Raw genomic sequence first — 19,345 nt, 5'->3', positions numbered from 1 at the left:
CGCGCACACGTCAGTGAGTTCGGCCTAGGGTCGGAATATGACCGTCGCGTCGCATTTCCACCGCACCCGGCCGATGCGCTTCGGTCTGCACACCGCACTCCCCCGCGGTGCCGATTTCGCCGAGTTCGCGCGCACCGTCGAACAATCCGGGTTCGACGTCATGACCATCCCCGACCATCTGGCACCGACCGTGTCGCCGTTCGCCGGAGCCGCCACTGCCTGCGCAGTCACGTCGAACCTGCGCACCGGAACACTGGTACTCAACAACGATCTGCGTCATCCGGTCGATACCGCGCGGGAAACCGTAAGTGTGGCAGCCCTGTCGGGTGGACGATTCGAGCTGGGGCTGGGCGCCGGCCACATGAAGGCCGAATATGACGCGGCCGGACTGAAATTCGACGCCGGCGCCACCAGGGTGGACCGACTGATCGAATCGGTCAATGTGATCCGCCCGCTCCTGGCCGGTGAACCGGTTGACGTGGACGGCGCGCATTACTGCGTACGGGCGGACGCCGGCGCACTGGTCGCCCCGGCGGGTGTCGACGTGCCGCTGCTCATCGGCGGCAACGGCACGCGCGTGTTGCAACTCGCCGGCCGGGCCGCCGATATCGCCGGGCTGGCGGGTTTCAGTCACAACCACGACGCCACGGAGGTCCGGCTGACCCACTTCGACGCGAAGGGCCTGCTGGACCGGATCGCGGTTGTGCGCGCTGCCGCCGGCGACCGGTTCGAAGCCATCGAGCTCAACGGGTTGCTGCAGTTCGTGGTCCACACCGACGACCCCGCGGCCGCGGCAGCCGAGGTGGCCGGGCCATTGGGCACCTCGGCGGAGTTGCTGCTGGAATCGCCGTTTGCGTTGTTCGGCAGCTACGAGCAGATGGCCGAGTCTCTGGCCGAGCGGCAGCGCCGGTTCGGGATCAGCTACTGGACGGCGTTCGACGCCTGGACGGACCGCGAGTCGGCACTTCCGCACCTGGCCGAAGTCATCAAGCTGCTGCGCTAACGGCCGACGAGGCCGCCGAGAAACCCGGTCATCGCCTCGAGCACCGCGTCCGGACGGTCGCGCTGCACCCAATGTCCGGCTCCTGCAATGATTTTGAGCTCCGCGTCAGGGATCAGCTGCGCGGCCGCCCGGGCCCGCGCAACCGGCACGCCCGGATCACGGTCACCGTGGACGATCAGCGCCGGCCGGCGAAACGACGACAACCGTCCGCTGTAGTCCGTGCGCAGCCGGTTCCACCGGACCTGATCGCGCTGCCACTGCTCGAACGCCGAGAATCCCTCCGGTTGGCCCGCGGCGGCCATGACCTCGTCCATCAACGCGTCGGTGACCTGCACGGGGTCGGTGATCAAGGCCTGCATGCTGCGCGCCATCGCTCGGCGGTTGGTGCCCACCCACCGGGTCACCGCGCCGAGCAGACCGGTACGCAACGTCACCCAGGTGACCAGTTGCCGCACCCCCGGCATCGGCCCGTCCGAGAGGCGTGGCATCAGGCCGTAACTGCCCAGCAGCATCGCACCCGTCACCCGTTGCGGCCGGTCCAGGACATGGCCGATGGTCATGCCCCCACCGAGTGACAGCCCGCCGATCGCATAGCGCTGCAGGTCGAGTCCGTCGACGAACTCCCCCACATAGCCGACCAACCGGTCCTGTGTCACGGGCAACCGCGCCGGCGGACTGCAGCCATAGCCGGGATGGTCCGGCGCAATCACGCGGTAGCCCGCCTGCGCCAACCGCGGGCCGATACCGCCCCAGGACAACGACGCGCTGTCCACGCCTCCGCCGTGCAGCAACACGACCGTCGGCGCCGCGTGGTCGGTGGCCCAGCTGAGATAGGACACCGGCCCGCAGGGCAGATCGACGGTGGTTCGGGTCGGATCGACAGTCAACTCCGGCACGATCTCCTCTTCAGGCTCGTGGGTGCGCCTGGTCGTGCACCGCGCGCAACCGTTCCACTGTCACGTGGGTGTAGAGCTGGGTGGTGGCCAGCGAGCTGTGACCCAGCAACTCCTGTACGACGCGCAGGTCGGCACCGCCTTCCAGCAGGTGGGTGGCCGCGCTGTGGCGTAGTCCGTGGGGGCCGATGTCGGGGGCGCCATCGACGGCAGAGACGGTCTGGTGCACCACGGTTCGGGCCTGACGGGGGTCGAGGCGCTTGCCGCGGGCCCCGAGCAGGAGCGCGGGGCCGGAATCGGCAGTGGCCAGCGCAGGCCGCCCGTCGGTGAGCCAGGCGGTCAACGCGACCAGGGCCGGTTCACCGAACGGGACCGTGCGCTGCTTGTTGCCCTTACCCAACACCCGCAGCACCCGGCGCGGGGTGTCGATGTCATCGATGTCCAGACCGCACAGTTCGCTGACCCGAATACCGGTGGCGTACAGCAGCTCGACGATCAACCTGTCCCGCAGTGCCAGCGGGTCACCTTCCTGCACAGCTGAATTCATCGCTTCCATGGCGTCCACTGCCTGGTCGCGGCGCAGCACCGCAGGCAGGGTGCGGTGGGCCTTGGGCACCTGCAACCGCGCGGCGGGGTCGTTCGGCAATAGTCCCCGCCGTGTCGCCCAGGTCGAGAAGGTCTTGACCGAGGAGGTTCGGCGCGCCAACGTGGTCCGCGCCGTTCCGGCTGCAGCCTGGGCGGCCAACCAGGACCGCAACCTCGGCAGGGTGAGAGTCTCCACTCCGCCGCCGGTGAAATCGAACAGCGCAGTCAGGTCACCCCGGTACGCGCGTCGGGTGTGCGCAGACCGGCCACGTTCCAGCTCGAGATACTGGTCGAACTCGTCCAGTATCGCGTCGGTCCCGGTGCTCACCCCACCACCGTGTCAGACCGTTCCAACCGTCGCAGCCAACCGCCTGCGCGTGTCGCGGCGTTCAGTTGGTTGCTGCGAGCGGGTCAGTCCACCCGGCGCAGGGCGTCCGGCGTGAGATCGGCCAGCGTCGGATAACCGTCGACGCCCATGATCAGGTCGGCCTCGGCGAGCAGCGTCCGCAGCACGTGCACGATGCCGTCGGCCCCGCCCAGGGCCAGCCCGTAGGCGTACGGACGGCCCACACCGACCGCGGTGGCACCCAGCGCGAGGGCCTTGACGATGTCGGCGCCGTTGCGGATTCCCGAGTCGAACAGCACCGGCAGCCCGTCAGCGGCCTCGACCACACCGGGCAGGCAGTCGATCGCCGGCAGGCCACCATTGGCTTGGCGCCCACCATGATTCGAGCAGTAGATACCGTCGACGCCGCCGTCCTTGGCCCGCCGGACGTCGTCGGGGTGACAGATGCCCTTCAGGATCAGCGGCAGCGTGGTCAGCGACCGCAGCCACGGCAGGTCGTCCCAGGTCAGCGGATTGCCGAACAGGCTCACCCAGCGAAGCACCGTCGCTTGGGGGTTCTCCTCGGGCGGCTGCTGCAGGCCGGCGCGGAACACCGGGTCACTGGTGTAGTTGGCCAGGCACTTGCCGCGTAACTGCGGGAAGTTCGAGGTGGACAGGTCGCGCGGGCGCCAGCCCGGCACCCAGGTGTCAAGCGTGACGACGATGCCCTTGTACCCGGCCTTCTCGGCGCGCTGCACCAGACTGGCGGCCAGGTCCTTGTCGGTCGGTGTGTACAGCTGGAAAAAGCCTGGGGTGTCGCCGAATTCGGCGGCGACGTCTTCGATCGGGTCCTCGGTGAGGGTGGACACCACCATCGGCACCCCGGTCCGCGCGGCGGCACGCGCGCCGGCCAGGTCACCGTGCCCGTCCTGCCCGCAGATGCCCAGCACCCCGATCGGTGCCATGAACAACGGGGACGGCAGTTTCAGCCCGAACAGGTCCACCGACAGGTCACGTTCTCGGTGGGCGTTCAACATGCGCGGCATCAGCCCCCAGCGATCGAAGGCGGTGCGGTTGACCTGCTGGGTGCGCTCGTCACCGGCACCACCGGCCACGTAGGACCAGATCGAGGCCGGCATGGCCGCCTGGGCCTTGGCCTCAAGGCCCGCGTAGTCCATCGGCATGGTCGGCAGTACGCCGGACAGCCCCTGCAGGTAGATCTCGAGTTGGTAATCGCCGAATGCCATGACGGCTACCTTGCCATCTGGCGTCAGCCCGCGGTGTCGGCCTCCGCTTTTGCCAGCTCGGCCTTCCACTGCCGGAACGTCTCCTCGGTGCGTCCGCGACGCCAGTACCCCGAGATCGAGGCGGCCCACTTCGCCGGGACGCCGCGCTCCTTGCGGATGTAGGGGCGCAGGTTGTGCATGACGGCCTGGGCCTCGCCATGGATGAACACCTGAACCTGCCCCGGCAGCCAGGCCGCCTCTTTGACCGCGGCAACCAGCGGTGCGTTGTCCCCCGCGTGGTCGTCGCCGACCAGGTCGGCGCGCCCACCCCGATGGATCCAGGTGACCTCGACGCCGCCGGGAGCGGTGAGATCGATTTCGTCTCCTGGGCCGGCGACCTCGATGAAGACCTTGCCGATTGCGTTGTCGGGCAAGGCTTCCAGTGCTGTGCTGATGGCGGGAAGCGCGGCTTCGTCACCGGCCAGCAGATGCCAATCAGCGGCTGGGTCCGGGGCATAGGCTCCGCTGGGCCCCATCAGGTACGCGGGCTGACCGGGTTGGACCGCCGCGGCCCACGGTGCGGCTACGCCCTGCTCACCGTGCACGACGAAGTCGATGGTGATCTCACCACGCTCGGTGTCGATGTTGCGCACGGTGTAGGTGCGCACCGTCGGTCGCTGTTCGGCGGGCAATTCCTGAAAGCTGTCCAGCGTCAAGGGTTTCGGCAGCTCCGCTACATCGACACTTTCGGGAACGATGGCGATCTTGACGTAGGCATCGCTGAACTCGTTGGGCGAGAACGTGTCGAAGCCGTTGGCGCCATTGCCGCCCAGTACCAGCCTGACCATGTGGTCGGTCAGTTGCTCGCGGCGCACCACTTCAAACGTGTGCACGGGACGTCCTGCCATACCGCCTCCAAAACTCGCTCGGCCGATCTCTTTCTTAGCCGACCTCATCGACTATACGGAGACAGTCCACGTGCATGGGGTCTACCGGCGCCGGCGCAACCGCCAGCACCCGTCCTCGCTGACGACCATCCCCGCGAGCTCCAGCGTCGTCAACGGCCCCAATATCTGATGCGGTGGAAGGGCGGCGAGCATCGCGATCTCGTCCACGGTGTGGGCGCCGCGCGACGGCAGCGCGTCGTAGACCTGTTTCTCAACCGGCGAGAGCTTGTCGAGCGGCGCCACCGGATGCGGTTCCTCCGACGCGAGTTCGCCTATGCGGCCGACGAGTTCGACGATCTCCTCGGCGCGGCCGACCAGGGTGGCACCGCCTCGGAGCAGCGCATGGCAGCCCGCCGATGCCGCCGAGGTCACCGGCCCTGGCACCGCGCACACCGACCGGCCCAGCAACTTGGCCCACCCGGCAGTATTGGCCGCACCGCTGCGCAACCCGGCCTCGACGACCACCGTCGCACCCGAGAGGGCCGCCACCAATCGGTTCCGGGTGAGGAATCGCAGCCTGCCCGGCGCAACCCCCGGCGGATACTCGCTGACCAACAGGCATTCCTGACGGATCCGGTGGAACAGTGCGCTGTGCCCGGCCGGGTACGGATTGTCGATACCGCCGGCCACGATCGCGACGGTCATGCCCTCACAGGCCAGGGCGGCGCGGTGCGCTGCTCCGTCGATGCCATAGGCACCGCCGGACACCACCGTCACCTCGCGCTCAACCAACCCGGCAGCCAAGTCAGCGGTCACGTGCTCGCCGTACGCCGTGGCCGCGCGGGTACCGACGATCGCCGCGGCGCGCTCAGTCACCTCATCGAGCCGCACCGGCCCGCACGCCCACAACACCAACGGCGGATACGCATTGGAACGCTTGGGATCCTTTTTCACGCCCAATGCTTGGAATCGCAGCAGCGGCCACTCGTCATCACCGGGGGTGATCAACCGCCCACCCATGCGGTCGAGGGCCTCGAGGTCTCTGACTGCACAATCGAATTCCCGACGGGCCTCGACCCGGCTCAACAACTCCGGCGCGACGTCACCGGATTTGACCCGATCAGCCGCCTCGACCGGGCCCACCTGCGCGACGAAGGCCGCCAGTTCCGCGCACGGCGGCTCGGCGACCCGTGACAGATAGGCCCAGGCACGCCGGACTTCGTCGGTCATGACACGCCCCCGGCCCGACGGAAGCCCAACGCCGTGGCCACGTCCTCACGGGCCGGCATGGTCCGGCCGGCGAGATCGGCCAACGTCCAGGCGACCCTCAAACTCCTGTCGGCTCCGCGCATGCTGATCACCCCGAGGTCGAGTGCGGACCGCAACGGCTCCATGGCGGCTCTGGGCAATCGGAATTCGCGCCGCAGCAGCGAACCGCCGACCTCGGCATTGGTGCCGATCCCGTACGGTTTCCACCGTTCCTGGGCGGCAAGGCGGGCGGCCGCAACACGGGCTCGTACCACGTCACTCGACTCGCCGGCCTGCGGAGTGAACGCCCCGACGCTGACGGGATGCAGCTCCACCTGCAAGTCAACGCGGTCTACCAAGGGCCCGGACAGCTTGCCGCGATACCGCAGCCTGGCCTGGGCCGAACAGACACAGTCCTGCGATTTGGGCGGTGCGCACGGGCACGGGTTGGCCGCCAGAACCAGTTGGAAGCGGGCCGGATAACACGCCACCCCGTCCCGGCGGGCGAGCCGGATCTCACCGTCTTCCAGTGGGGTTCGCAGGGCTTCGAGGGCACTTGAGCCCATCTCGGGGAACTCGTCGAGAAACAACACACCGCGGTGTGCCCGGCTGACCGCGCCGGGGCGAGCGAATCCGCTTCCGCCTCCGACGAGAGCCGCCACGGTCGAGGTGTGGTGGGGAGCCACGAACGGCGGTCGGGTGATCAGCGGTGTGTCGCCTGCCAGCAACCCGGCCACGGAGTGGATCGCGGTCACTTCCAGCGATTCCCCCGGAGACAACGGCGGCAACAAGCCCGGAAGACGCTGCGCCAACATCGTTTTGCCGATACCGGGTGGGCCGGTGAGCATCAGATGATGCGCACCCGCGGCCGCAACCTCCAGGGCGTAGCGCGCCTGGGTCTGACCGACCACATCGGCAAGATCGGATGTGGGCCCGGGAGCGCACCCCGGCGCAGCCACCCGCGCCACCAGATCCGCTTTGCCGTTCAGCCAGGCCTGCAGCTGGCGCAACGTGCGCACACCGCACACCTCGATCCCGTCGACCAGACTCGCCTCCGCCAGGTTGTCGACGGGCACCACCACCAAGGGCCAGCCCTCCTGCTTGGCCGCCAACACCGCCGGCAGGACGCCATGGACCGGACGGATGCGGCCGTCAAGGGCGAGTTCACCGAGAAGCACCGACTTCTCCAGCCGGGCCCACGCCGTCTTGGTGTGCGCCGAGAGCACCGCAGCCGCCAGCGCCACGTCATAGACCGAACCGACCTTGCGCAACGTCGCCGGGGACAACGCCAACGTCAGACGCGACATCGGCCATTCGTTGCCGCAGTTGGTGATCGCCGCGCGCACCCGATCCCGCGACTCCTGCAGGGCGGTGTCGGGCAAGCCCACCAGATGCACGCCCGGCAGCCCCGAGGTGATGTCTGCCTCGATCTCCACGATGACGCCGTCGACCGCACGCACGGCCACCGAATATGCTCTGCCCAAACCCATTTCAGCCCACCCCCTTGAGGTGCGTCAGCTCAGGTTCTCGGCGGCGGCCGAGGCGCACGCCGATCACGTCGATGCGCAGTGCGGCGAAGCGAACCTCCTGCTCGGCCAGCCACAGCGCCGCCAGTCGGCGGATCCGGCGCACCTTCTGTGCCGTGACCGCCTCGGCCAGCCCGCCGAAGCCGTCGCCGGTGCGGGTCTTCACCTCGACGAAGACCGCCGTGTTGGTGGCGACGTCCACGGCGATCACATCCAGCTCGCCGTAGCGGCATCGCCAGTTGCGGGTCAGGGTGCGCATGCCCTGCGCCGTCAGATATTCGACGGCCAGCTGTTCACCCAGTGCGCCGATCTCGGCCCGTGTCAGAGAACTCATGCCCACACCGTCCGGACACGGTCCGACAGCATCGGCTCAATTCGGCCGAGTTATCCCCAGCGTGGCTTTCATCCACAGGACTGAGAGATGCAGAACGACGCCAGGTCAGATCTGATCCACCGGCAATGTTGTCGAGATGAGCTCGTGGTAGGCATCGGATACGTCAGCCGAAAGGGCACCGGGATCGTCGCTCAACTTCTTCGTTTTTCAAACACCATGTGTCACGGCGGTTTTCGTTGCCACCGCGCCTGTCATGCGAATGACGTAATTTCTCGCCGAGGCACCCGTCAGCAAACCTCGGGAGCTACTCTCTACTGGTACGGCTACAACTCGGCAACCTACCGCGGTGAGTCGTTCAGTGAACGTAGGTATCACCATGAACGTCACGAAGTTGATCATCGGCGTCGCGACCGTGACGACGGCACTGACTCTCTCGCCGCCTGCGTGGGCCGACCCTGACCCGCACATCCCTGACGGCAACGCAGGGTGGTGCCCGGGCGGCGACTACCGCGAGAAACTCTCTGGCGGCGGCAGATACTGCCTCGGCGAACCGTTCTCAAACGGCGCGTTCTACGCGCAACGTTGGGGTCACAGTCCGAGTCCTTTCGGCCCGGGCTACTGGATGGACGGAGTGTCGTGCAGCGTGATGGTTGACGGAACGGTCCAGGGCGGTATTCCCTACGGCGGCGTCCCAGATTGCAACGGTGGGCCACGGGTTCTGCACTGATCTCGGCGCGCTCGCTCCGCCGCCGAGGTCGCGAATCTCGTCATCGCCGCGGGTGAGGAACCACTGAGCGACCGCGTCCTTCCACTACGCCACGATTCCGGCTGTCCAGGGTCTTGCAGCCGCCCACCCCGGTAGTGTCCTTAGGTGATGCTCAGCTAACGCCGAAAGGATTCACTTGATGCTCACACGTTGGAGCCGCCGGGTTGCTGTTGTCCTGTCCGCCGTCGCGGTCGCCGCCGGCATGGTCGCGTGCTCCAGTTCGGGGTCCGATGAGCTGCTCATCTACAACGCGCAGCACGAATCCCTGACCAAGGAGTGGATCGACGCCTTCACCAAGGAGACCGGCATCAAGGTCACCTATCGCCAGGGCGGTGACACCGAGCTCGGCAACCAACTGGTGGCCGAGGGCAACGCCTCACCGGCCGACGTCTTCCTCACCGAGAACTCCCCCGCGATGGCCGCTGTCGAGAAAGCCGGGCTGTTCGCCGACGTCGAGCAGCAGACTCTCGACCAGGTCCCGGCCCAGTTCCGGCCATCGTCGAACAAGTGGACCGGCGTGGCGGCGCGCTCGACCGTCTTCGTCTACAACAAGGCCAAGCTGCCCGCGGATCAGCTGCCGCACTCGATCATGGATCTGCAGCAGCCACAGTGGAAGGGCCGTTGGGGTGCACCACCGGCCAAAGCGGACTTCCAGGCGATCGTCGCGGCCATCCTCGAACTGAAGGGTCAGCCGGCCACCGCGCAGTGGCTGGCCGGGTTGAAGACGAATGCCGTTGTGCTCCAGGACAACATCGCCACGCTGCGGGCCGTCAACGACGGCCAGGTCGACGGCGGCATCATCTATCACTACTACTGGTTCCGCGATCAGTCCAAGACCAAGGAAATCAGCGGCAACACCGCGCTGCACTACTTCAAGAACGAAGATCCCGGTGCGTTCGTCAGCCTGTCCGGCGGCGGCGTCCTGAAATCCAGCAAGAAGCAGGGCCAGGCCCAGCAGTTCCTCCGGTTCATCACCGGCAAGGCCGGCCAGGAGGTGCTGCAGAAAGGCACCTCGTTCGAGTATCCGGTCGCCAGTGGGGTCGCTGCCAATCCCGCACTGCCGCCGCTGGACTCGCTGCAGGCGCCCGCGGTCAACCCGTCCAATCTCGATGCCGCCAAGGTCACCGACCTGATGACAAAGGCTGGCTTGTTGTAATTGGTTGCGACAGAGCCGCCTCCGACACCGCCGGTCACCCAACAGCCCACCTCACGTGCCAGGCCGGGACCGGCGCTGAGCACGGCTGTGACGCTGCTGCTGGCCGCCACCTTCATACCGTTGGCCTACGTCGGCTGGTCGGTGATCACCACCGGCCCGAGTCGGGTGATCGAACTGGTGGTCCGGCCGCGCGTCGGGGAACTCCTGGTCAACACGGTGGGACTGGTGCTGATCACGGTGCCTGTGTGCGTGGTGCTCGGTGTCGGTGCGGCGTGGCTGGTTGAGCGTACCGACCTCCCGGGGCGGACGTGGTGGCGGCCGGTGTTCGTCGCACCGCTGGCGGTACCCGCGTTCGTCAACAGCTACGCCTGGGTGAGCGTGGTGCCGTCGCTGCACGGATTCTGGGCCGGGGTGCTGATCGCGACGCTGTCGTACTTTCCGTTCGTCTACGTGCCCGCCGCGGCCACCCTGCGCCGTATCGATCCGGCGTTGGAGGAATCGGCCCGGGCGCTTGGATCCGGATCGTCCGGCGTGTTCTTCCGGGTCGTGCTGCCGCAGTTGCGCCTGGCGATCCTCGGCGGTGCCCTGCTGATCGGTGTGCACCTGCTGGCCGAATACGGCGCGTTCGCGATGATCCGCTTCTCGACCTTCACCACCGCGATCTTCGAACAGTTCCAGGCCACGTTCGACGGCGCCGCCGGCGCCACGCTGGCCGCCGTCCTGGTGCTCCTGTGCCTCCTGCTGCTGGTCACCGAGGCCGCCGCCCGCGGTAACGCCCGGTTCGCCCGGGTGGGTTCGGGAGCCCAGCGCACCGCCGCACCGATGCGATTGGGCCGCACGACGCTCCCGGCCATCGTGGGGCTGCTGGCACTGGCCGCACTGGCGTTGGGCGTGCCGCTGTGGACGCTGACGCGATGGACGTGGATCGGTGGCGCGCAGGTGTGGGACGCCGCCGAGATCGGTACCTCGCTGGTCCAGACCGCGACGCTGGCCGCTGCGGCCGCGGCCCTGACCACGGTGCTGGCTTTCCCGTTCGCCTGGGTCGCCGTCCGGTACCGCGGACTACTCGCCCGCTCGATCGAGGGAGCCAATTTCATCACCAGCTCGATGCCCGGCATCGTGACCGCGCTGGCGCTGGTCACCGTCGCCATCCGCTACGCTCCCCCGCTCTATCAGACTGCCGCCCTGGTGATCTGCGCCTATGTTCTGCTGTTCTTGCCGCGCGCTCTGGTCAGCCTGCGCTCGGGTCTCGCGCAGGTCCCGCCGTCGGTGGAAGAAGCCTCGCGCTCGTTGGGAGCCTCGCCGGCGCGGACCTTCATCCGCATCACCCTGCGGTTGACCGCCCCAGCCGCGGCTGCCGGCGCCGCGCTGGTATTCGTCGCGGTAGCAACGGAATTGACCGCGACACTGTTGCTGGCACCCACCGGTACCCGCACCCTGGCGATGCGGTTCTGGTCGCTGAGCAGCGAGCTCGACTACGCCGCAGCCGCGCCCTACGCGCTGATGTTGATCGCCCTGTCCATCCCGGTGACCTTGATGTTGTTACGCCAATCGACGAAGGTGGCCGCCCTGTGACCGACGACGTCCTGCAGGTATCCGGACTCCACAAGTCCTTCAACGGCGCCGAGGTGCTGCGCGGTATCGACCTGACCCTGACACCGGGAACCATCACCGCTGTCCTCGGGTCCTCCGGCTGCGGCAAGACGACGTTGCTGCGGGTGATTGCCGGTTTCGAATCCCCCGATGCCGGCACAGTGATCATCGGCGGGCGCCAAATGGCAAGCTCTACAACACTTGTCGCTCCACACCGTCGCGACGTCGGCTACGTGGCACAGGACGGCGCGCTGTTTCCGCACCTGACGGTGGCGCAGAACGTCGCCTACGGATTGCGTGAGCGTGGGGCTGCGGCCCGAGCCAGGGTCATCGACCTGTTGGACACCGTGTCCCTGGATTCCTCGTTCGCACCGCGCCGTCCGCACCAGCTCTCCGGCGGTCAGCAGCAGCGGGTGGCCCTGGCCCGGGCGCTGGCCCGCCGGCCTGTGGTGATGCTGCTCGACGAGCCGTTCAGTGCGCTCGACACCGGATTGCGCGCGGCCACCCGAAAGTCCGTGGCCCGGGCGCTGTCCGACACCGGGGTCACCACCCTCATCGTGACGCACGACCAGGAAGAAGCGCTGTCGATCTCCGACCAGGTCGCGGTGATGCGCGAGGGCAGATTCACCCAGGTCGGCACACCGCAGGAGGTGTACCGGCACCCCGCTGATCGGTTCACCGCCGAATTCCTCGGGGACTGCATCACCTTGCCGGGGACCGTCACATCGGGGGTGGCCGACTGCGCGCTGGGTCCGATACCGGTCCAAGCCGGCGCAGCCGCTGGGTCGTGCACGCTGGTGCTGCGGCCCGAGCAGCTTGTCGCCACCGCGATTTCGGACAGCGAGGGCGATGTCGCGGCGGCCGCCGGCGTGGGGACCGTGGTCGCCACCGAATTTCTCGGTCACGACGTGCTGCTCACCATCGATCCGGCCGGCGAGGCCGACCCGATCGTCGTGCGCCAGCACAGCCTCCAACCGCCCGCCCGTGACACCAAGGTCCGCATCGACGTACGGGGCAGCGGAACGGCGCTGCCTTGATCGACGTCCTCGAGGCGCTGCGGGCGCACGGCGAGCGGATCGCGGTGGTGACCGAGAACGAACAGGTCACGTACCGGGAGCTGGCCGGCATGGCCTCGGAGGCCGCGGCACAGCTGGGACCCGGCCGTCGCCTCGTGCTGCTGGAGAGCCGTAACGACCTGCGCACTCTCGTGTACTACCTCGGCGCGCTCGCCGGCGGCCACGTGTCCCTGCCGGTTCCGGCGGGCGGCGATCACCACGCGATCCGCCAGACGTACTCCCCCGATACCGTCGTCGACGCCACGGGTGTCCACCACCAGCGCGCCTACGGCAACCACCAACTGCACGACGATCTGGCGCTGCTGATGTCGACCTCGGGCAGTACCGGGTCACCGAAGCTGGTGCGGTTGTCCTACACCAACCTGATCAGTAACGCCGCCGCCATTGCCGAGTACCTGACGATCGGCGAAACCGACCGGGCCGCAACCACCTTGCCCATGTCGTACTGTTACGGGCTGTCGGTGGTCAACAGCCATCTGCTACGCGGCGCGGGGCTGGTCCTCACCGATCGCTCGGTGGTCGACGACGAGTTCTGGGACCTGTTCACCCGCCACCGGGCCACCACCTTCGCGGGCGTGCCGCATACCTTCGAACTGCTCGACCGCATCGGGTTCGACACCATGGACCTGCCCCACCTGCGGTACGTCACGCAGGCCGGTGGACGGATGGCACCCGATCAGGTGCGCCGCTTCGTGACGCTCGGACAACACCGAGGCTGGCAGCTGTTCGTCATGTACGGCGCCACCGAGGCGACCGCCCGGATGGCCTACCTGCCACCGGAGTTGGCCTTGACCCATCCCGCAGCCATCGGTCGACCGATCCCCGGCGGCAGCCTGTCCATCCGCACCGACGAGGCCTGGCCGGACGGCACGGGTGAGCTGATCTACCGCGGCGCCAATGTGATGCTCGGGTACGCGCACCGGCCCGAGGATCTGGCATCGGGCGCCACCGTAACGGAGTTGCGCACCGGCGACATCGCGCGACGCACTCCCGAGGGCTTGTACGAGATCATCGGCCGCAATGGCCGATTCGTGAAGCTGTTCGGACTGCGCATCGATCTCGACCGTCTCCAGACCGCCCTCGCCGACCAGGGGGTGACGGCGTTGTGCACCGAAGACGGCGAAACGCTCGCGGTGGCAGCCGTCGACACCGGCGCAACGACCGCCGGCGATGTGCAGCAGTTGACCGCCACCCTGGCCGGCGTCCCGACCGCTGCGGTGCGCTCGGCGCTCGTCCCCGAACTGCCCCGGTTGATCTCGGGCAAACCCGATTACCCCGCGGTGCGCACGTTGGCCGCCGCACCACGCGTGACCGACAGCGCGGATCTGCAGGGCCTGTTCGCCGAGGTTCTGCACCTTCCGGCAGAGTCGATCGACCGCGACGCCAGCTTCATCGACCTCGGCGGTAACTCGCTGTCCTATGTGGCGATGTCGGTACGGCTGGAACGCACCCTGGGCCGGCTGCCGAAGGATTGGCACCGGATGGCGCTGCGGGACCTGGAGCGCCGCTGCACGCCCCGCCGGCGCCGATGGGCAACCGTCGAGACCAGTGTCGCCCTGCGTGCCGCGGCGATCGTCCTCATCGTCGGCTCGCATGCCGAGTTGTTCGCGCTGTGGGGCGGAGCGCATGTGCTGCTCGGGGTGGCCGGATACAACTTCGGCCGGTTCTGCCTGACGCCGGTGCCCCGACGGACACGACTGCGGCATCTACGCAACACGGTCGCCTGGATCGCTGTGCCCTCCATCGTGTGGGTGGCCGTGGCACTCGTCCTCACCGACGACTACCACGCGTCGAACCTGCTGCTGGCCAACAAGTTTCTGGGTCCCCATGACAGCATGACCGCCGGGCGGTTGTGGTTCGTCGAAGTGCTGGTCTGGATTCTGGTGGCGCTGACCGCGGTGTGTGCGCTGCCGGGCGCCGACCGGCTGGAGCGGCGCCGTCCCTTCGCCTTCGCCGCGGCGTTCCTGGCATTGGGGCTGGTATTGCGTTACGACCTGCCCGGTTTTGGCCTGGGCCGCGAAGCCTGGTTCACCGTGCTGGCGTTCTGGTTCTTCGCGGCCGGATGGGCGGCGGCCAAGGCCACCGCCGCCTGGCAGCGGGTGATCGTCACCGTCGTATTGGCGGTCGGACTACACGGCTACTTCGGCAACAGCGGCCGAGAAACCCTGGTTCTGGCGGGTTTGACGCTGCTGATCTGGTTGCCCGCGGTGCGCTGTCCCGCGGTGGTCGCGACCGGCTGCGGTCTGCTCGCCGAGGCCTCGCTGTACACGTACCTGACGCACTACCAGGTCTATCCGTTGTTCGGTGACCACCGGGTGCTCGGTGTGGTGGCCGCCTTGATCGTGGGCGTCGCACTCACCTATGTGGTCAACGCGGCCCGGAAGTATCTGGGATCTGTGGCGACGACGCACGGACGTGGCCCTCGATCGTGGCGTGCAGTACCGAGGCACTCCCGTCCGGAAGTACCCGCCGGGCCACCAGAAACTCGCTACCAACCCAGCCGTGCCGGATGAACTTCCCGAACCTCAGGCGTGTTCCGGGCGCACCGCTCGCGGCCGGCAGCAGCTTGATACGTTCCAACGCCTCTTTGACCGCCGCACCGGTCAACGGTCGCGCGCCGGCGACCGCGGTCATCATCAGTCGGCCGATGTCATAGCAGTACAGCGGGAAGAAGTACGCCGGACGGCGTCCGTGGGCCCGCTCGAATCGATCAAGAAACGCCTGTCCGGTCACATTGCGTTCGTCGTACTGGTCAAGCCCGATCCAGCCCGCGAGTTGCTCACTCCACCACTGCGCCGTGGCAGCGAATTCGAATGCGGTCGTGGTGTAGCGCCTCGGCATCCAGCCGATGCCCTCCAGCGCCGCGTTCATGCCGATCAGGCCCAGGCCGAACCCGACATGCATGATGGCATCGGGCTTGTCGGCGGCCAGCGTGGACATGGCAGCCCGCTTTTCGCTCTCGACCTGTGGAATGGCCACCTCGGCGGTGATCGTCAATCCGGTATCGCGACAGGCCTCCCGCGTGGTTCGCAGGTATTCGCGACCGATGAGGCTGTCCTCGAACGCCAACCCCACGGTGCGGCACCCGTCGAGGGCCGCCACGGTGGCCATGATGATCGGCTCTTCCTCCATCGATCCGGCCGGAAGGCCGAAAACCCACTCCCCCAACATGCTTTCGGAGGCGGCCATCGTGATGATCGGGACTTCCGCGAGTTCCTCGACATACCGACGCAATGCGACGCCGTTCTCCGAAACCCACGGCCCGAAGATCACCAGTGCATCCTGGTCGACGAGTTCGCGGAACGCATCACGCACTGCCCGAAACGATCCGTTCGGCAGGCCCTGAACCGCGCGAACGACGAATTCGACTGGCCGTTCGAGGATTCCACTCTGCAGATATTCGTCGGCGACGAGTTGCAGCGCCGGAACAATGTTCTCGTCGTACCCGCCGCTCCCGTCCAGATAGTCGATGAGCAATCCGATGCGTGCCGGGGACACGTCGGCCATGGGCATCTCTCCAGAAACATCTGACAATTCGACGCATTGAAGTTAACGCACCAACGCTGATCGAGTCTAGAAAAACCTTTATAGGTTTGCGGTCGAGACAACGCGTCCGCCGGCGTCAACGATGGCTGGTCGCCTCGACCGTCGAACTGCCGTGATCGCCGAGCAGCGTCCCCCGCAGGCGCGCCATCTGTGCCGCACAGTGCGCTTGCGCACCATCACCGTCGCCGGCCGCGATCAGGTCCACGAGCTGCTCGAACTCCCGTATAGTGCGGCGTCGCGACGCGATGGGCTCGTTCTGGCTCCGCGTCAGCACATCGGCCACCGCCGCGCGCACGATGACCTCGTTGATCATCTCGCAGATCAGGATGAGCGTCTGATTGCCGGCCAACTGCACCATGTCACTGTGGAATCCGACCATGGCGGTGGTGCATGCCACCGGGTCCTGCACGGTCCGTTTCATCTCGAGCACGAAACCGCGCAGTTGCTGGGCCGCTCGTTCACGCCCGCGTGACATGGCCACCATCCGGGCTGCGGCAGGCTCGATCACGGCGCTGGCCTCGAAAACGTCGGCCAGCGAAACACTGCGGGACTGCAGCACCAGAGCGGCTGCGCGGGCCGTCATCCGTTGATCGGGCCGATGCACGACGACACCGCCGAGTACGCCTCGCACCACCGAGATCAGGCCCTCGGCCTCCAGGATGCGCAACGCCTCGCGCAACGACGGCCGGGACACCTCGAAGCGGTCCAGCAACTCGGCCTCGGTTCCCAGCAGGTCACCCTCGTCGAGTCTGCCGGCGATGATCAAACCGCGCAGTTCGTCGGCGATCTGCTTGGGCTTGCCTGGCGCAGAACTGCCCGCGGTAGCGCCTTTGCCCACGGTCTCTTTGGCCACGTCTCTTCCTACCACCCAACCGATGTGTGCGCCGCGTCCCAGCCTGCCCGCACCCTTTACAGAAGATACCTCTAGAGGTTTAAATGTGGATCTGGACACCGTTATGGACTCGATCTATCCGCTCCGAGCCGCGAGAGGTATCCGATGAAATCCCAAGCCGCTGTACTACACGGGGTCGGCCAAGACTGGCAGATCGAAACCATCGAGCTCGACCCGCCGCGGGCAGGCGAGGTGCTCGTGAAGATGAGCGTCGCCGGTATCTGTCATTCCGACGACCATTTCGCCACCGGCGACAGCGTCCCCGACGACAATCTGAGCGCCCTCATCGAAGCATCCGGAATGCCCAGGCCCGAATGGTTTCCGCTGCTCGGCGGCCACGAGGGCGCCGGCGTCGTCGAGGAGGTCGGCGCCGGGGTGACGTCGCTCAAGCCCGGCGACCATGTGGCCGTCTCGTTCATCCCGTCATGCGGGGACTGTCGGTTCTGCGCCACGGGCGCGAGCTATCTGTGCGACGTCGGTGCACAGGTTTTCAACAAGAACATGATCACCGACGGCACCTCGCGGAGACACCTCGGCGACCAGGATCTGATGGCGCTGATGCAGGTCGGCACCTTCTCCGAGTATGTGGTGGCCTCAGAGCGTTCGTTCATCAAGGTCCACGACTGGCTCCCGCTGGATGCCGCCTCACTGGTGTCCTGCGGTGTCACAACAGGATTCGGATCGGGAAGCGTGTGCGCGGGGACGAAGCCGGGCGATACCGTGGTGGTGATCGGCACCGGCGGTGTCGGGATGAACGCCGTGCAAGGCGCCCGAGCCGCCGGCGCCAAGCATGTCATCGCCGTCGACCCCGTCGATTTCAAACGCGCGGCGGCACCGTCGTTCGGCGCCACCCATGTGCTGGGCGACGCCGCCGAAGCGCTGGCACTGGTCAAGGAGCTCACCTGGGGGGTGATGGCCGACGCAGTGGTCCTGACCGTCGGCGTGCTGTCGACCGACCTGATCCCGCTGGCTTTGATGTTGACCCGCAAGGGTGGAACCTGTGTGGTGACCGCGATGACCCCGTTGGCGCAGATGTCCGTACCGCTGATCCTGTCCGACCTGGTCAATTCGTGCAAGACGCTCAAGGGCTCGCTCTACGGGGAGATGAACGCCCGCGCCAGCATGCCGATGTTGCTGTCGATGTACGAGGCCGGCACGCTCAAACTCGACGAGCTCATCACCCGGCGTTATCGGCTTGACGAAATCAACACGGCGATAAAGCATCTCCGTGAGGGCAGCAATATCCGTGGCGTGATCGACTTCGGTTTGGGGGCATGACAGTGGACAGTTTCGAGTTCACCGTCGCGACACAGCCACCCACACTCGACCACTATCGCCGGGACTGGGTCCCCGGGCCGGACGTCGGGCTGGCCGGCATGTGGATCGGGGCGGTGGTCAACGACGAAGCGGGGCAGACATATTGGGGACTGCGCGGGGCCGATGACTTCCTCACCGGAATGACGCATGTGGTGTCACCGATTACCGGCTTCAAGAAGCTGCCGGCGTCGTTCGATCCCGACCCGCCCCACCTGTTCGCGGAGTACTCGACCATCGACTGGTTCGAGCCGATGACCTACGCCGACACCGGCGCCGCGGCCACGCTGAGCTATCCCAGCGGGCGCATCGAGCGCGACGCCGAGGGGTTCCACTGGCACGATGCGAGCGGACGCTGGGAAATGCACGGTACCAACGTCACCGACGTGTTCACCGTCCACGTTCCGGTTCAGCAGGGTGTCACTGAGCAGGTGTACTACCGGCACGAATTGATGGCCGCCACCGGGACCATCGAGGGCGTACCCGTCTCGGGCTACCTGCACCAGGACTATGCCTACGGCCCGTCAGGACGGGTGTACCCGGAACTCCCCATCGCGCGGCACCTGCAGGGAATGTGGGTGTCGTGGATGCACGAGTACCCGGACGGGAAGTGGGGCGGCGGCTGTTTCTGGCAGGGGCGCGACGGCGTCGCCTTCGGACCCGGCTATCAGGTCGTCGACGGAAAGACCACCGCGTACGACGACATCACCGCATCACCGACGTTCGACGACGCCGGCAAGCTGGCCAGGCTGGTCACCAATATCGGCGCGGACACATACACATTCGCGTTCGACACGTCCGGCAGCTACATCCACTACTTCGGCCGCCTCACCGCCACTGCCTCGGGCAAGCTACCGTCGCGCAGCTGGTGCTGGGTCGAATACGCCGGTGCGCTGCTCACCCCTGAAATCCTCGACATGGTGATGACACCCTTCGACCTCGCACGCGGGCGCTGAGGCCGGACAACTGCCTGGG

16 protein-coding genes and 1 pseudogene are annotated in these 19,345 nt (G+C 67.2%); 8 read left to right on the top strand and 9 right to left on the bottom strand.

Annotated elements, in window-relative coordinates; all coding sequences use genetic code 11:
• Window positions 1-37: 37 nt before the first annotated feature.
• The gene (locus AC4LGL_RS10675; protein WP_491838673.1) at window positions 38-1,003 is read left to right on the top strand and encodes a TIGR03621 family F420-dependent LLM class oxidoreductase; all 966 of its coding nucleotides are present in this window, start codon (window positions 38-40) and stop codon (window positions 1,001-1,003) included.
• Here AC4LGL_RS10675 and AC4LGL_RS10670 read toward each other — a convergent pair.
• From AC4LGL_RS10670 to AC4LGL_RS10640, 7 genes are all read right to left on the bottom strand, one after another.
• Complete coding sequence (locus tag AC4LGL_RS10670; RefSeq protein WP_491838672.1) at window positions 1,000-1,899, bottom strand: alpha/beta fold hydrolase; 900 nt, start codon at window positions 1,897-1,899, stop codon at window positions 1,000-1,002. The genes AC4LGL_RS10675 and AC4LGL_RS10670 overlap by 4 nt on opposite strands.
• A gap of 10 nt (window positions 1,900-1,909) precedes the next feature.
• Complete coding sequence (locus tag AC4LGL_RS10665; protein ID WP_491838671.1) at window positions 1,910-2,809, bottom strand: tyrosine recombinase XerC; 900 nt, start codon at window positions 2,807-2,809, stop codon at window positions 1,910-1,912.
• A gap of 83 nt (window positions 2,810-2,892) precedes the next feature.
• Entirely contained in the window at window positions 2,893-4,053 is a 1,161-nt protein-coding gene (locus AC4LGL_RS10660; protein WP_491838670.1) for a lactate 2-monooxygenase, read from the bottom strand.
• A 23-nt stretch (window positions 4,054-4,076) separates the two neighbouring features.
• Entirely contained in the window at window positions 4,077-4,940 is an 864-nt protein-coding gene (locus AC4LGL_RS10655; protein WP_491838669.1) for a siderophore-interacting protein, read from the bottom strand.
• 81 nt (window positions 4,941-5,021) lie between these two features.
• On the bottom strand, window positions 5,022-6,149 hold the full coding sequence (gene dprA, locus AC4LGL_RS10650; RefSeq protein WP_491838668.1) for a DNA-processing protein DprA: 1,128 nt from the start codon (window positions 6,147-6,149) through the stop codon (window positions 5,022-5,024).
• On the bottom strand, window positions 6,146-7,657 hold the full coding sequence (locus AC4LGL_RS10645; RefSeq protein ID WP_491838667.1) for a YifB family Mg chelatase-like AAA ATPase: 1,512 nt from the start codon (window positions 7,655-7,657) through the stop codon (window positions 6,146-6,148). The genes dprA and AC4LGL_RS10645 overlap by 4 nt, the downstream gene beginning before the upstream one ends.
• Window position 7,658: 1 nt before the next feature.
• Window positions 7,659-8,027, bottom strand: a complete 369-nt coding sequence (locus tag AC4LGL_RS10640; protein ID WP_003881061.1) for a YraN family protein — start codon at window positions 8,025-8,027, stop codon at window positions 7,659-7,661.
• Window positions 8,028-8,403: 376 nt separating this feature from the next.
• On the opposite strand from AC4LGL_RS10640, the gene AC4LGL_RS10635 reads away from it, so the two are divergent.
• The 5 genes from AC4LGL_RS10635 to AC4LGL_RS10615 all read left to right on the top strand — a co-directional run bounded on the left by AC4LGL_RS10635 (window position 8,404) and on the right by AC4LGL_RS10615 (window position 15,131).
• Window positions 8,404-8,754: a hypothetical protein gene (locus AC4LGL_RS10635; RefSeq protein ID WP_491838666.1), complete on the top strand. Its 351-nt coding sequence runs from the start codon at window positions 8,404-8,406 to the stop codon at window positions 8,752-8,754.
• A 178-nt stretch (window positions 8,755-8,932) separates the two neighbouring features.
• Entirely contained in the window at window positions 8,933-9,949 is a 1,017-nt protein-coding gene (locus tag AC4LGL_RS10630) for an iron ABC transporter substrate-binding protein (RefSeq protein ID WP_491838665.1), read from the top strand.
• The gene (locus tag AC4LGL_RS10625; RefSeq protein WP_491838664.1) at window positions 9,950-11,524 is read left to right on the top strand and encodes an ABC transporter permease; all 1,575 of its coding nucleotides are present in this window, start codon (window positions 9,950-9,952) and stop codon (window positions 11,522-11,524) included.
• Entirely contained in the window at window positions 11,521-12,579 is a 1,059-nt protein-coding gene (locus tag AC4LGL_RS10620; RefSeq protein ID WP_491838663.1) for an ABC transporter ATP-binding protein, read from the top strand. Before AC4LGL_RS10625 ends, AC4LGL_RS10620 begins: the two co-directional genes overlap by 4 nt.
• Entirely contained in the window at window positions 12,576-15,131 is a 2,556-nt protein-coding gene (locus AC4LGL_RS10615; RefSeq protein WP_491838662.1) for an AMP-binding protein, read from the top strand. The genes AC4LGL_RS10620 and AC4LGL_RS10615 overlap by 4 nt, the downstream gene beginning before the upstream one ends.
• On the opposite strand, the pseudogene AC4LGL_RS10610 reads toward AC4LGL_RS10615, so the two are convergent.
• Both AC4LGL_RS10610 and AC4LGL_RS10605 read right to left on the bottom strand, forming a co-directional pair.
• Window positions 15,019-16,125: pseudogene (locus tag AC4LGL_RS10610) on the bottom strand (ABC transporter substrate-binding protein); the annotation flags it as partial. The gene AC4LGL_RS10615 and the pseudogene AC4LGL_RS10610 overlap by 113 nt on opposite strands.
• 115 nt (window positions 16,126-16,240) lie before the next feature.
• Window positions 16,241-17,017, bottom strand: coding sequence for a FadR/GntR family transcriptional regulator (locus AC4LGL_RS10605; RefSeq protein ID WP_491838661.1), 777 nt, complete (start codon window positions 17,015-17,017; stop codon window positions 16,241-16,243).
• 144 nt (window positions 17,018-17,161) lie between these two features.
• On the opposite strand from AC4LGL_RS10605, the gene AC4LGL_RS10600 reads away from it, so the two are divergent.
• Window positions 17,162-18,334 (top strand): NDMA-dependent alcohol dehydrogenase, encoded by a 1,173-nt coding sequence (locus tag AC4LGL_RS10600; RefSeq protein ID WP_491838660.1) that lies wholly within the window; start codon window positions 17,162-17,164, stop codon window positions 18,332-18,334.
• Window positions 18,331-19,326, top strand: a complete 996-nt coding sequence (locus AC4LGL_RS10595; RefSeq protein WP_491838659.1) for a hypothetical protein — start codon at window positions 18,331-18,333, stop codon at window positions 19,324-19,326. The genes AC4LGL_RS10600 and AC4LGL_RS10595 overlap by 4 nt, the downstream gene beginning before the upstream one ends.
• Window positions 19,327-19,345 lie beyond the last annotated feature (19 nt).

Source organism: Mycolicibacterium arcueilense (assembly GCF_058536225.1).
The sequence above is the reverse complement of the archived record's forward strand: the minus strand, read 5'-3'. Positions and strand labels throughout refer to the sequence as shown.